This window comes from Streptomyces sp. NPDC102514 (genome assembly GCF_055584525.1).
Genome location: NZ_JBVJLW010000012.1, coordinates 115,811 through 129,297 on the forward strand (window position 1 = coordinate 115,811; position 13,487 = coordinate 129,297).

The window sequence follows — 13,487 nt, forward strand, 5'->3', positions numbered from 1 at the left end:
GCAGATCGGGATCTGAGCTGACATGACTTGCATCGACACCTTCGAGACCATCCGCTACACCGCCGATGTCGTCGTCACCACGACCGACGGGTACGTCCTGCTGATCGAGCGCGGCTGGGACCCGTTCAAGGGGCAGTGGGCGCTGCCCGGCGGTCACGTCGACCCCGGTGAGACGAGTCGCGCCGCCGCTGCCCGTGAGCTCGGCGAAGAGGCTGGCGTGTACGCGGCACCGGAAGAGCTGCACCAGGTCGGCACGTTCGACCAGCCCGATCGTGACCCGCGCGGACGGTACGTCACCGTCGCCTACCACCTGACCGTCATCCCCGGAACGATCGTCGAGGCTGGTGATGACGCGACCAACGCCCAGTGGTGGCCCCTGAGCGACCTGCCGCCGCTGGCGTTCGACCACGCCGACATCCTCGACGCGGTCGCTCTGCTCTGACGGGCAAGACCAACCCGCATCCACCTGAAACGGCGCGCGCCCCCGGAGTTACAGCTCCGGGGGCGCTGTTCGGGCCGTTCCACCTGCTAGGGAGACCACGACCCATGAAGCACATCGTCACTGTTCAGGCGGTTGTTACCGCCGATGTTTTCGACCGTGAGCCGACGGCCGCGGAGTTGGACGCGATCGACCTGGAGATGCCCGTCATCACGGCGGACATCGACCTGCTCGACGCGCAGATCATCACGATTGACCGCATCCCCACCGAGCTGGATGCGCGGCGGATCCGCCGGGCCCACCGGCGGTTGCTGGCCGCTCGCCGGACGCTGGCGAACACGGCCGCGACGCATGCGGCGGGGGTGTCCGCATGAACGCCAAGACCGTTCTTCCCGCCGTCGCGATGACGGCGGTGTCCATGGTCCTCACTCTGGCCGTGGTCGTGATGTGGCTGGGCACGGCGATGCCGTGGCCGGTCGCTCTGGTCGTCGGTCTGGGGATCGACGGCGGATGGCTGGCCACCCTCGCCTACGAACGCCGCCTGGCCGCGCAGGGCGACCACAGCAACCCCGTCACCGCCGTCGGCTGGTCCTTCGGCCTCATCGCCACCGGCGTCCTGATCGCCCACGCCCTCACGGGTGAGGAGAACACCGGCGCGTGGCTGGCCGTGGCGTGGCTGCCGATCGCGGCCAAAGCCTTGTGGCTGGTCCACGGACTGTGGGAGCGCACCGCCCTCACCTCCAACGCACTCGGTGCGATCCGGGGAATCCAGCAGGAAGCCCGTGATGAGGCAGCCGTGGCCCGCGCCCGGCTGCGGGCCGAAGCGTCCACCGAGGAGACCCGGCTGACGGCCGTGACCGAGGCTGGCGCCCGCGTCGCCCGCGTCCAGGCCAGGACCGCACAGAGCCTGTCGCGGGCATGGTCGACACTCGAAGCGGCGCGCGAGGGCGAGGAGACCGGCAGGGCGCTCACCAGCGTGACGGCCCGCGTCACACCCGACGTCACGCCCCGCTGGGACCTGCCCCTCTGGGGCCCCATCGAGCCCGTCACCGCGCTCCGGCTCGAAGCGGCATCCGCCCTCACCGATGCGGCTCTGGATGCGCTGGTGGACGAGATCCGGCACAGCGAGGTCCCCGCCCTGTCGTACCGGGAGATGGCCAGCCGCTTCCGCGCGGCCGGTCACTCCGCATCCGAGGTCCGCCTGCGGGCGGCATGGAAGCGGCTGGTCGCCTGATGTCCGGGGTCTACGGCAAGTGCTACGACCCCACCGGCGCCCGCCACGGCCTGCCCACCTACCCGTGGCGGTACGCCCCCGACGGCTACGCCACCCTCCGGCAACTGAGGGCGCGCGGCCTGCGCCCCGGCGGACAGCCGATCCAGGCGCAGGTGCTGCGCCCGCGTTACCGGCGGGGCCCGCTGGTCGCCTACCTGTACCGGCTCGACTGCGCCAAGCCCGTCCGGCCCATGACAGCGGCCCGGTGGGCGGCCCTGGCCAAGGCCAACACCGCCCGCCGCACCTGCCCCGCCTGCCGACGCAATGCCGGATACATCATCCCCACCTCGCTCGGCATGTGCGTGCCCTGCGCCTACCCCGACCCGCCCGAACCGGAAGGGACCACCTGATGGGCAACTCCGAACTGCGCCGCCTGGAACGCGAGATCGAGAAGACGAGCAAGAAGGTGGAAGCGGTCCGCCGGGGTGAGTGGTGGCCGCTGAACAGCCGAGAGCGTCGCGCCATCGCGGGCGCCCTGGTCGGCGGCTCCTACCAGGCCGCCCGGGGCCGGAGCACCGGCCGCGCGGACCGGCAGTTGGAAACGGCCGGCACGGCTGCGGAGATGCGGCTGAACGCGGAACTGACCGCCCTGCACGGCGAGCGTCAGCGCCTGATCACCGAGGCCGCCCGCGCCAAGGCCAAGAAGAAGGCTTCCGGCTGGTTCTGACCAGCCTTCCTTGTGCGCCGGGGTGTCCGGGACTTTCCACGGACACGGCCACCCCGGCTCTCCCACGAACTTCCGCCCCCGCGGGGGCAGTCAGGAGCAGTTCCAGCATGTCTGAGAACGTCGTTCACCTCCACAAGCACACCGACCCGCCCACCGACGACGCGGCACCGACCGTGCTGACCGTGGTCCCGGACGCCGTCGCCACTCCGGCGCCGCTCGTGCCGTTGTGGGTGCGCTCCGGCCGCGCCGTGAAAACCGCAGCCACGCACGAGACCACCAAGACCGCCGCACGGGCCATCGCCCGGCACAGCCTCTACACCTTCAACGGCGGCCGGATCGTGGCCCGCCGGACGTGGGACGGGAAGACCGGGGCCCGCTATGAGCGGATGATCCGGGCGGCTGAGGTCGCTGGGAACCTTGAAGTGGCGGAGGAGTGGGAGGAGCGGTTGCAGCGCTTCCGCGACGCCCGCCACCGCCGCCGCATGGACCTCCTCCACTCACCGGTAGAGGCCGCCAAAGGCGTCGCCGTCGGCACGGGGATGGGGATCGGTGCACTGGTCGCGCTCGGAGTCGTGATGGCCATCAACAACGGCGACATCGCCGACGTCATCACCCCACTCGCCGCCACCATCAGCTTCATCGCCACCGTGATCCGGATCGTGCAGATCGTGTGGGGACCGGCGCTCACGATCGGCCCGTTCCTGGTCCTGCTCGCGCTGTGGGCGGTAGGCAGCAAGCAGCAGGCTGCCCCGGCATGGTCGATGCCTGACCACGTCCGATCGGGCGAGGGCGAACCGATCACTCCCTCGATCGTCGTCAAGGCCCTGCGCGACCTCGGAGTGCCCGCCCTGCGCAACGCCATCAAGGAGATGGGCGACGCGGGCGCGTCGATGCTCGGGCCGATCCGGATCGCCGGATGCGGTGTGGAGGTCGACGTGACGCTGCCCTCGGGGGTGTCGACGAACGAGGTGCAGAACCGGCGCCGCAAGCTCGCGGAGAACCTGACCCGGCACGAGCACGAGGTGTTCGTCACCATCCCCACCGCCGCGCGGACGGTGCGGCTGTGGGTGGCCGACTCCGGCGCTCTGGATGAGCCGATCGGCCCGTCTCCGCTGGTCACGGACGAGACGATGACCGCCGACTACGGCAAGGGCCGCGCCCCCTGGGGGCAGGACCTGCGCGGCGACGCCGCCGCCATGAGTCTCTACCAGCGCCACCTCCTCATCACGGGCCTGTCGAACCAGGGCAAGACCGTTGCCCTGCGCTCGCTCGCCCTGTGGCTATCGCTGGACCGCTCCGTGCAGTTCCTCATGGGCGACCTCAAGGGCGTGGGCGACTGGGCCATGTTCGACGGCCTCGCCACGACCCTCATCCAGGGTCCGACGGATGAGCACGTGATCCAGGTGACCGAGATGGTGGAAGGCGCCGCTGAGGAGATGAACCGCCGCATCCAGGCCCCGCCCGGCACCGTCTTCCCACCGCTGATCGTGCTGGTAGATGAAGCGCAAGTGGCGTTCATGTGCCCGGCCAAGGACGAGGACAAGCGCCCGTATGGCGGGTCCAAGGCCAACTCCCGGTACTACATGGCCGTACGGAAGATCCACAACCAGGGGCGAGCGGTGAACGTGCTCATGTGGCAGGGCACCCAGGACCCGACCAACGAGAACCTGCCCAAGCTCGTGCGCGAGGGCGCCCACACCCGCGCCTCCCTCGCGCTCGGTACTGAGTCGCAGGCGCGTATGGCGCTGGGGGACAAGGCCGTGGACGGCGGGGCGGCCCCGAACCTGCTGCGTCCGGGGCTGGACCGTGGAACCCTGGTCGTCGCCTCCGACGGCATCACCATTCCGGCCGGTCAGGCGTCCCTCACGGTGCGCACGCACTACATCGACGACGACGCGGCCACCGCCATCATCGAGCGGGCCAAGGCCCTGCGCGACGGCGTCACCACCCTCCACGCCATCGACCGCGTCCCCAACCGTGACCCGCTCGCGGACATCGCCACCGTGGTCGGCACGGCAGAGCGCGTGCGCACCAAGGACGTGCTGTCCCGGCTCGGCACCCTCAACACGGACGCGTATGGCGGCTGGTCGTTCATCGACCTCAAGCGCGTGTTGGACGGGACCGGGGCCGAGCCGTACAAGTCCGACGGCGTCATGGTCGTCGGCCGTGACCGGCTCGCCCGCGCCCTCGCCAACCGCAGCGACGAGAGTTCCGCTTCCGCCGAAGGATGACAGGGAGTTGACCGGTGGCGGGTCAGGGAGACAGGGAGAACTCCCTGAACCCCTCCCTGACCCGCCTCCCTCCACCTGACCTGCACAAATGATCGTTCAGGGAGGCAGGGAGGCCCGCAGGTCAGCCCCTGGAGACCCCCTCCACAGCGCACCCCTGAGGGGGTGCCGCATCCTCCCTGACCCATTGCCGGAAGGGATTCCGCATGTACCCCGAGCACCCCGGTCACCTGCCCGCCGAACGGGCCGTGACCGTCCACCAACCCACCCCCATACCGCCCGCCGTCCACACTCCGGCGCCGCTCGTGCCCGTCCAGCCGGGCACCGTCCCGGCCGTGGCGTCCGTCGTCCTGCCGGACGGGCGGGTCGTCACCGGCTACGCCATCAGCCCCACGCAGCCCGAACCCCTCGCGCCCAAACCGGCCGTCTCCCGGACGGCCGTGAACGTCGCGCTGGGCGGGGTCGGGTTCCTCGCCGTGTGCGGCGGACTGCTGCTCCTCACGTCGTTCATCGCAGCGTTGACCGCGTTCATCACCCAACTGATCACCCTGGCCGCCGTGATCTTCGGCGGCTGGATCGCCGTGCAGATCTTCGGTCACGGCTCCGGCGGCGGCACCACGGTCAACATCCGCAAAGCGATCTTCAAGCGCAACCACTTCCACGGCTGAACACTCAGGCAGGAGAACCATGCTCACGACGCGTACCCCCTGGCCGACGGCGGAGCAGGCATACGCCGACGCCCCCAGCATCCTCAGCGAGATCGGATGGACGGCCCGCGCCCTCGCCGCCCTCCCGTGCTTCACCGCGCTGGACCGGGAGTTCTACCTCCGCAAGGCCGCGCTGCTGGACCGCATCGCGCTCCTGGACGAGCCCGACACCCCCGGCGACGTCACCGACACCGCCGTGGCGGCGGCCGTGTTCCTGATGAACCTCGACCAGCCGGGCGTGACCTGCGACCCACGCGCCTACGTCCGCCAGCAGTACACCCACAGCCTCACCACCACCGGCCAGTAGCTACGCCAAGGGCGGCCCCCGTCTCGCCAAAGTCCGGGGCCGCCCTTGTCTCCAGTCCTCAACAGACCTGTGGAGGTCTCCCAGCATGACGCAACCGACCGAGAACAGGCGAGCGTCCCTGATGGACGCCGCTCTGAACGCCGCCGCACGCGGCTGGCATGTGTTCCCGCTCCGGCCCGGCACCAAGCGCCCCGCCCTGCACGGCGAGGCCGCTTGCTCCCGCACCGGAGTCTGCGCCAGCGGGCACCGCAAGTGGGAGCAGCGCGCGACCACCGACGCGGACCGCGTCCGCGCCGCATGGACGCACGCCCCGTTCAACGTCGGCATTGCTACCGGCCCGTCCGGGCTGCTGGTCGTCGATCTGGATATGCCCAAGGCCAACAGCAGTGAGGGCACGCCTGACGGCGTGACGACCTTTGGGGCGCTCTGTGAGCGCGCCGGCCACCCTGTCCCGGGCACCTACCGGACGCGGACCGCGAGCGGTGGGGCGCATCTGTACTTCGCTGCGCCGGAAGGCGTGCGGCTGGCCAACACGGCAGGCACGATCGCTCCGTTGGTCGACACCCGCGCCCGGGGCGGGTACGTCGTCGCTGCGGGCAGCACGACCCCCGCCGGACCCTATGAAGCCGTAGGCGGCTCTGTGGCGGCCCCGGTGCCCGGATGGCTGCTGAGCATCCTTCAACCGGCCCCCAAGCCCGTACAGGCGCCTACAGGGGTCGTAGCGGGGCAATCTCGCCGATACGCGGATGTAGCACTCACCGGTGAGGTGCGGAACGTGGCCACCGCCGCCGACGGCACCCGCAACGCCACCCTGCTACGGGCCGCCCGCGCCCTGGGACGGTTCATCGCATCCGGCGACCTCAGCCGACCTGTGGTTGAGCAGGCTCTTAGGGGAGCGGCGGGGGCCAACGCCACACAGCCACAGCGCTACTACGACGACGTGATCCGCCGCGCACTGGACTGGTCCATCACCCACAACCCGCCCCGGGGCAGGGCCGCATGACCAGCCCTCTCCCCTCTAAGAGCCACACCCGGCACCCCACCGGCGCGCGCATCGCCGAACCCACCGAACCCACTGTCGGCCGTAGCGCGCTGAAGGGCGTCGCCGAAGGCGTCCCCACTGCTGTTCTCCCTGGCCAGCACCGGGGCGACGGCCAGTACCCCGTCGCGTGGCTGCGCATCACCGCCCCGCGCGGCACGACTCCGACCGCGACGTCAGCGTGCCTGTGCGGGTGGGACCGCAGCGCCGTAGGACACCGGCGAGTGCTCGCCCTGATCACCGCCCACACCGAACACCGTGACCTCTGCCCGCTCCGCAGCCCCCAGGAAGGGAGGGCCGCCGCATGACGGACCCGAGCACGATCGAGGGCGAGGAACTGCCCGCGCCCTCGAACCCCCTAGCCGTCGCCCGCCGTCTGCTGCCCGACTGGCAGACCCAGGACGGACAACTCGTCTGCCGCCGCTGGCGCGCCTCCTGGATGCGCTGGAACGGCTCCAGTTGGCGGGAGCTGGACGAGGCACAGATGCGCGCCGCGATGTACCGGCGCCTGGAACACGCCGTGTTCTACGTGCCCGGCAAGGACGGCCAGCCCGAAGCGCGGGAGTGGGCACCAACCAAGCAGAAGATCAGCAACCTGCTCGACGCGCTCGGAGCCATCACCCTGCTGCCCACCGGCACCGACGCGCCGGTCTGGCTCGACACCGACGGCGAGGTGAGCCAGCAGGACGGCGGACCGATCGTGGCGTGCGCGAACGGCCTGCTCAGGATCAGGGACCGTGCGCTCCTCCCCCACGGCCCGCACTTCTTCAACCTCGTGTCCGTCCCCTTCGCCTACGACCCCACCGCCGCGGCCCCGACGTGGGAAAGGTTCCTGGCACAGATCTGGCCCGATGACCCCGACGCGATCCACGCGCTTCAGGAGTGGTTCGGCTACGTGCTCTCCGGGCGGACCGACCAGCAGAAAGTCATGCTGATCGTCGGCCCTTCCCGATCCGGCAAGGGCACCATCGCCCGCGTCCTCAGAGAGCTGGTCGGCAAGGAAAACCTTGCCGGACCCACGCTCGCCGGACTCGGCACGAACTTCGGACTGTCCACCCTGATCGGCAAGCCGCTCGCGGTCATCTCCGATGCCCGGCTGTCCGGCAGCGACAACAGTCAGGTGGTCGAGCGGCTGCTGACGATCTCCGGTGAGGACACCATCGACGTGGACCGCAAGTACCGCGAGCAATGGACCGGGCGGCTGCCGACCCGGTTGATGCTGCTGTCCAACGAGCTGCCGCACTTCGGAGACTCCTCCGGCGTCATCGCCAAACGGTTCATCCTGCTCAACATGCGCGTCTCCTGGCTGGGCAAGGAAGACACCACCCTCACCGACCGCCTCGCAGCCGAGATGCCCGGCATCCTCAACTGGGCCCTCGACGGCATCGCCCGACTCCAACGCACAGGCCGGATCACGGAACCCAAGTCCAGCCGTGAAGCCGTCACCACCATGCAGGACACCGCCTCGCCGACGAGCGCGTTCGTCCGCGAGCGCTGCGCCACCGGACCCGCGTGCAGCGTGCCCGTGGACGCCCTGTGGAACGTGTGGCGCGAGTGGGCCGAGGACAACGGCGTGCGCCCCGGCACCAAGCAGGTGTTCGGCCGCAACCTGCTCTCCGTCGTCCCCCAGCTCAACCGCACCCGGCCCCGCGATGAGTACGGCCGACAGGTGGTCACCTACAACGGGATCACCCTCACCCAGCGCGAACCACATTTGCCTGAGTCGCGACTCATCGCCTCTCAAAACCCCTCTGAGTGCCGATGAGTGCCGATGAGTGCCGATGAGTCGCGACTCAGAGCAATGTATTTCCAACTCGTGGAGGACGCAGTGAGCGCACCTGCCCCCGTCCGCGCCGATCCCCGCGCCACCCTCCGGCGCGGCCTCCCGGACCAATACCTCACCCCCGACGACATCGCCGTGATCTTCAAAGTGCCCAAAGAGACCGTCTACCAGTGGCACAAGAAGCGCACCGGACCACCCGGATTCCGCATCGGCAAACACCTCCGCTACGACCCCGCCGATGTGCTCGCCCACGTGGCCGAACGCAAGAGCACCGACCAAACCGCCGCCTGACCCAGCACCCACCGCAGACAGCAGGGAGAGCCGCTACCCGGCGGCTCTCCCTGCTGCGTGTTGAGAGGACCGCCGCCACATGGCAGGCCACACCCAAGACCGCTGGTTCAAGACCGAGACCACCCCCGACGGCAAGACCGTCCGCGTGAAGACCGACCGTCACGGCTCGGGCATGCGCTATCGCGCCCGCTACGTCGGCCCCGACGGCACCGAGAAATCCAAGAGCTTCCCCGATGGACAGAAGCGGCTCGCTGAGAAATGGCTCACCAACACCGCGTCCGACATGTCTCGCGGCCACTACATCGACCCGAAGGCCGCCCGGATCACCTTCAAGACCTACGCCGAGAAGTGGCTCAAGTCCCACAGCGCGGACTTGTCGAGTCAGATCGTGGCCGAACAGAGGTTGCGCCTGCACGCGCTTCCGGTGGTCGGTTCGCGACCGCTGGACTCATTTCGCCCGGAGCACGTCCGCGAACTCGTAAGCGCTCTGGAAATGAACCCCGCTGTCAGCGGGTCGTACGCGCGGAACATCTACGGCGACGTACGGGCCGTGCTCAGTGCTGCTGTAGACGATGGCCTGTTGCCCCGAAACCCGTGCGGCGCGAAGTCCGTGCGCCCGCCGGCCGTTGAGAAACGACGCGTCGTCCCGTGGCTGCCCTCGCAGGTTCACGCGGTCCGCGCGGCACTCCCCGAGCGGTACCAGGCCATGGTGAACCTTGGCGCGGGGTGTGGGCTCCGTCAGGGAGAGATCGTCGGACTCGCTGAAGACGCGCTCGACTCCGACGGGGCCACGCTGCACGTGGTCCGGCAAGTGAAACTCATCCGAGGAAAGGCCGTGTTCGCGCCCCCGAAGTGTGGCAAGGAGCGAGACGTACCGCTGCCTCCCTCCGTGGCCGAAGCCCTACGCGCTCACATGGACGCCTACAAGCCTGTTGAGATCACCCTTCCGTGGCGGAAGCCCGACGGTCCGAAGGTGACGGCTCGCCTCCTGTTCACGAACACCGCGAGCGGGGTCGTCTGGCGGAGCAACTTCAACGTGCAGGAGTGGAAGCGCGCCCTCGCCGTTGCTGGTCTGATCGCGGCAGTCGAGAAGGGCGGCAAGTACGAGTCCGCGCGCGAGCACGGCATGCACGCGCTGAGGCACTTCTACGCCTCGGTTCTGCTTGACGGCGGGGAGAGCATCAAGGCCGTCAGCCAATACCTAGGGCACACCGATCCAGCGTTGACGCTGCGGGTGTACGCGCACTTGATGCCTTCGAGTCAAGAGCGGACAAGAACGGCAGTAGATAGCGTGCTCAAGACAAACCGTGGTGAGTGACAGAAGCTCGATGACGGACAAGGAAGCAGCTTGCTACCCGAGTTGGCTATGAGCGAAGACTACGCAGCGATCACCGTCACGGTGATCGCGGGCGTGGTCGTGGTCGGTTTCATCGAGATCCACGCCCTCATGAGGTGGCTTGTCGTTGGGGCCAAAGCTGTGCACTCAGAGGAAGAACTAGCCATCGCGGCCAATGTCTGGGCCATGCGAGCTGGCGTAGGCCCCGCTCCTCAACACCTCAGCTACCTGGACCAGGTGAGAGGTAAAGCAGCGGCCCGCAGACGTATGGCCCGGGTATCAGTACCTGTCATCGTTTGGCTCGTATGGACCGGTATCTGCATACAGCTCACTTTAGTTCTATGTAAGGTCATCCTCTGGACTGCTACAGACGACCACGGCAAGAGTCCCGCCTTGGCGGCGGAAGCTTTCGTGTACTGCTGCGTAGGAGTCTTTGCCCTACTCGCGGCAGCGTTCGCACGAGCCCTGGCCCACCTCGCAGCCGAGATGGTGATTCCCGTCAACCCGGCCCAGGTCACCGTGAACGAGTATCAGGAGCTTCGGACGCGTCTCGATGCATTTCGAGCCTCGCAGGGCAGACCGCCGTGGCAGCCCTGGGGACCACCAGGACTCGGCTGGCTAGCAAGGTGGCTAGAGCGCTTATGAGGCTCCACACCTAAGCATGCAGCTGACACCTACTGCTGATCATGTCCAGAGAGACGGCCCAGAGACGGCCCAACGCGCGGCATCGAGCCCCCTGCAGGCTTGAATCCGCAGGTAGGGAGCTTGATCATGAATTGCGGCTGCCAGTTCTCCGGGCTTAGGCATGGCTGTACCAGTGTCGCAGATCGATTCGTGTGACCTGAGCCGCGAGGTTTCGGGGACGCACGGCTGTGCGGCTGTGCGGGATGGTCGCCGCATCTTCGCGGCTCCTCACCCCTTCAGCGCCCTCTTCCGGCGGTCGCGTTGCCATCTAGGCCACATTAGGACCTAGAATCGAACGCGTGTCCGATAAAGTGCCTCGCCTGGATCGCCTGCGCAGCGTCCGCGAATGGCTGGCCTGGCAGCTGCGCCGCACAGACGACACCATCGCCGAGCTCGAACGTCAGGAGGCAGCCGCTGCCCGTGCCACGCGCACACCGCCCTCGGCAACGCCCGGCTGGAAGCTCGCGTTGCGAAGAGCGGGCGGCAGACCCGCCCCCGACGCCGTCCATACGAGCGACTGCGGCATGGCAGGCAAGAACACCAAACCGCTGCCCCGCGAGCAGGCGCTCCGGGCTCTTACGGAGGACGGCATCAGCGCGTGCCCCTACTGCCGGCCCGACAACGATCTGGGTGTGCTGTGAACGGCGAACGGCCGCAGGACGAGAACACGAGCGGGACGAGCGGGACGAACGCGGCGCCCATCGTCGTGCACCGCATGACGGGCGCCCGCGGGCGCCGGGTCACCATCCACGGCCAGGTCTTCGGGCTCGCCCACAGCGACACCGACCTGGTCGAGTTCCTGCGGAGGGCGGGCCTGCCGGACGACGCCTGGGAGCTGCTGGACGACCCGCGGTGGGTGAAGTGGCAGGGCGGCCGGCCGCACGAGTACTCCCCGGCGGGCCCGGACGCCGAAGACCCCCGGCCGTGACCGGCCGGGGGTCCCCCGGGTCATGAGGCGCCCGGTACGGTCAGCCCGATCCGACGAAGAGCACCAGCAGCAGCCACACCACGGGAGCGGTGGGCAGCAGCGAGTCCAGTCGGTCCATGATCCCGCCGTGGCCCGGGAGCAGGGTGCCCATGTCCTTGATGCCCAGGTCCCGCTTGATCATCGACTCGCCGAGGTCGCCGAGCGTGGCACTGGCCGCGACCGCGAAGCCCACGATCAGGCCCTGCCACCAGGTGCCGTCGTCGATGAGGAACTGCATGCACAGCGCGCCCGCCACCATCGCGAAGGCGACCGCGCCGAGCAGGCCCTCGCGGGTCTTGCCGGGACTGATACGGGGGGCGAGCTTGTGCGTGCCGAAGCGCCACCCGACGGCGTACGCGCCCGTGTCGCTGACCACGGCCAGCAGCAGGAACGTGAGGACCCGCCACGCGCCGTCGTCCGCGGTGAGCATCATCGCCACGAAGGTGGCGAGGAACGGGATGTAGAAGGCCGCGAAGACCCCCGCGGTGACGTCCTTGAGGTAACCCTCGGGCGGTTCCGTCATCCGCCAGACGAGGACCGCGAGCGCGGTGAGCGCCATGGCCACCCAGGCGCCCTCGGGCCCGCGGACGTATCCGGCGACGACCATCGCCGCGCCGCCCACCGCCAGCGGCACGAGCGGCGCCTTGATGTCCTTGCGCTCCGCGAGCCTCGACGTGAGCTCCCACAGACCGACCACGACAGCGACCGTTATGACGCCGATGAAGACGGCCTTGACGACGAACAGCGACGCGACGATCACCACGCCGAGCCCGACGCCGACCCCTATGGCAGCACCCAGGTCGCGGCCCGCGCTCTTCTTCTGCGGCGCGGGTGCGGGCTGTGCGGCGCTGGTCATGGGCTCCTGCTGATTCAGCGGATGCTGCGGATGCTGCGGATGCTGCGACGAAGTCTGGAACGGCGGCGGCGGCGTCGACGGTGGCGGCGTCTCGTCGCGGAACAGGGGGCCGCCCGTCCGAGCAGCCCCCCGGTCGTCATCCTGGTCTCCGCCATGCGCGGGTACGTCGGGCACGATGGGCATGGGGCGAGTCTGCTGCGCGTGGTGCGCATCGTACGCGGGACCCGCCGGGGCATCCCCCTGGACAGGCCCTCGGTCGGACGGCCCCCAGTACCCGGCTTGTGGCGGCGCCCCCCAGGAAGAGTCGTTCATCAGACTTCGAGCAGCTCTGCTTCCTTGTGCTTGAGCAGCTCGTCCACCTGCGCGACGTACTTCGCGGTGGTGTCGTCGAGCTCCTTCTCCGCACGGCGGCCCTCGTCCTCGCCGACCTCGCCGTCCTTGATCATCTTGTCGATGCCGTCCTTGGCCTTGCGGCGGACGGAACGAATCGAGATCTTGGAGTCCTCGGCCTTGGTGCGGGCCACCTTGATGTAGTCCTTGCGGCGCTCCTCGGTGAGCTCGGGGAACACCACCCGGATGATGTTGCCGTCGTTGCTCGGGTTGACGCCGAGGTCGGAGTCGCGGATCGCCTGCTCGATGTTGCGCATCGCGCTCTTGTCGAACGGGGTCACCACGGCCATACGCGGCTCGGGCACCGAGAACGAGGCCAGCTGGTTGATCGGGGTCAACGCGCCGTAGTAGTCCGCCACGATCTTGTTGAACATCGCCGGGTGCGCACGGCCGGTGCGGATCGCGGCGAAGTCCTCCTTGGCGACCACGACGGCCTTCTCCATCTTCTCCTCGGCTTCGAGGAGGGTCTCTTCGATCACCACTTGCTCCTGCGTGTCTTGAGTAGGCCCGGCTGCGGTTC

At 69.0% G+C, this 13,487-nt stretch carries 17 protein-coding genes; 15 read left to right on the top strand and 2 right to left on the bottom strand.

Annotated features, from left to right (window positions below; genetic code table 11):
* Positions 1-22: 22 nt before the first annotated feature.
* The 15 genes from ACZ60E_RS28020 to ACZ60E_RS28090 all read left to right on the top strand — a co-directional run bounded on the left by ACZ60E_RS28020 (position 23) and on the right by ACZ60E_RS28090 (position 11,682).
* On the top strand, positions 23-442 hold the full coding sequence (locus tag ACZ60E_RS28020) for an NUDIX domain-containing protein (RefSeq protein WP_469444031.1): 420 nt from the start codon (positions 23-25) through the stop codon (positions 440-442).
* A 104-nt stretch (positions 443-546) separates the two neighbouring features.
* Positions 547-813 carry a DUF6284 family protein gene (locus tag ACZ60E_RS28025; RefSeq protein ID WP_469444034.1) on the top strand — a complete coding sequence of 89 codons (267 nt, stop codon included), beginning with the start codon at positions 547-549 and terminating at the stop codon, positions 811-813.
* Positions 810-1,673, top strand: coding sequence for a protein spdB (locus ACZ60E_RS28030; protein ID WP_469444036.1), 864 nt, complete (start codon positions 810-812; stop codon positions 1,671-1,673). Before ACZ60E_RS28025 ends, ACZ60E_RS28030 begins: the two co-directional genes overlap by 4 nt.
* Entirely contained in the window at positions 1,673-2,062 is a 390-nt protein-coding gene (locus ACZ60E_RS28035; RefSeq protein ID WP_469444037.1) for an RRQRL motif-containing zinc-binding protein, read from the top strand. Before ACZ60E_RS28030 ends, ACZ60E_RS28035 begins: the two co-directional genes overlap by 1 nt.
* Complete coding sequence (locus tag ACZ60E_RS28040; RefSeq protein ID WP_469444039.1) at positions 2,062-2,379, top strand: hypothetical protein; 318 nt, start codon at positions 2,062-2,064, stop codon at positions 2,377-2,379. The genes ACZ60E_RS28035 and ACZ60E_RS28040 overlap by 1 nt, the downstream gene beginning before the upstream one ends.
* A gap of 107 nt (positions 2,380-2,486) precedes the next feature.
* Positions 2,487-4,610, top strand: a complete 2,124-nt coding sequence (locus ACZ60E_RS28045; protein WP_469444041.1) for a P-loop NTPase family protein — start codon at positions 2,487-2,489, stop codon at positions 4,608-4,610.
* A gap of 203 nt (positions 4,611-4,813) precedes the next feature.
* Complete coding sequence (locus tag ACZ60E_RS28050) at positions 4,814-5,275, top strand: hypothetical protein (RefSeq protein ID WP_469444042.1); 462 nt, start codon at positions 4,814-4,816, stop codon at positions 5,273-5,275.
* Positions 5,276-5,294: 19 nt separating this feature from the next.
* A complete protein-coding gene (locus ACZ60E_RS28055) occupies positions 5,295-5,621 on the top strand; it encodes a hypothetical protein (protein ID WP_469444044.1) in 327 nt (108 codons plus the stop codon).
* 85 nt (positions 5,622-5,706) lie between these two features.
* Positions 5,707-6,624 (top strand): bifunctional DNA primase/polymerase, encoded by a 918-nt coding sequence (locus tag ACZ60E_RS28060; RefSeq protein ID WP_469444046.1) that lies wholly within the window; start codon positions 5,707-5,709, stop codon positions 6,622-6,624.
* Positions 6,621-6,968, top strand: a complete 348-nt coding sequence (locus tag ACZ60E_RS28065; RefSeq protein WP_469444049.1) for a hypothetical protein — start codon at positions 6,621-6,623, stop codon at positions 6,966-6,968. Before ACZ60E_RS28060 ends, ACZ60E_RS28065 begins: the two co-directional genes overlap by 4 nt.
* Positions 6,965-8,425 (top strand): DNA primase family protein, encoded by a 1,461-nt coding sequence (locus ACZ60E_RS28070; protein ID WP_469444050.1) that lies wholly within the window; start codon positions 6,965-6,967, stop codon positions 8,423-8,425. Before ACZ60E_RS28065 ends, ACZ60E_RS28070 begins: the two co-directional genes overlap by 4 nt.
* 36 nt (positions 8,426-8,461) lie before the next feature.
* Entirely contained in the window at positions 8,462-8,734 is a 273-nt protein-coding gene (locus ACZ60E_RS28075) for a helix-turn-helix domain-containing protein (RefSeq protein WP_469444264.1), read from the top strand.
* Positions 8,735-8,813: 79 nt separating this feature from the next.
* A complete protein-coding gene (locus ACZ60E_RS28080) occupies positions 8,814-10,052 on the top strand; it encodes a tyrosine-type recombinase/integrase (protein WP_469444051.1) in 1,239 nt (412 codons plus the stop codon).
* A gap of 1,001 nt (positions 10,053-11,053) precedes the next feature.
* Positions 11,054-11,395 carry a DUF6233 domain-containing protein gene (locus ACZ60E_RS28085; protein ID WP_384813419.1) on the top strand — a complete coding sequence of 114 codons (342 nt, stop codon included), beginning with the start codon at positions 11,054-11,056 and terminating at the stop codon, positions 11,393-11,395.
* 74 nt (positions 11,396-11,469) lie between these two features.
* The gene (locus tag ACZ60E_RS28090) at positions 11,470-11,682 is read left to right on the top strand and encodes a hypothetical protein (protein WP_210890556.1); all 213 of its coding nucleotides are present in this window, start codon (positions 11,470-11,472) and stop codon (positions 11,680-11,682) included.
* Between the two features lie 40 nt (positions 11,683-11,722).
* On the opposite strand, the gene ACZ60E_RS28095 is transcribed toward ACZ60E_RS28090, so the two are convergent.
* Both ACZ60E_RS28095 and frr read right to left on the bottom strand, forming a co-directional pair.
* Positions 11,723-12,889 (bottom strand): phosphatidate cytidylyltransferase, encoded by a 1,167-nt coding sequence (locus ACZ60E_RS28095; protein ID WP_469444053.1) that lies wholly within the window; start codon positions 12,887-12,889, stop codon positions 11,723-11,725.
* A complete protein-coding gene (gene frr, locus ACZ60E_RS28100) occupies positions 12,889-13,446 on the bottom strand; it encodes a ribosome recycling factor (RefSeq protein WP_107021830.1) in 558 nt (185 codons plus the stop codon). The genes ACZ60E_RS28095 and frr overlap by 1 nt, the downstream gene beginning before the upstream one ends.
* Between the last annotated feature and the right edge of the window lie 41 nt (positions 13,447-13,487).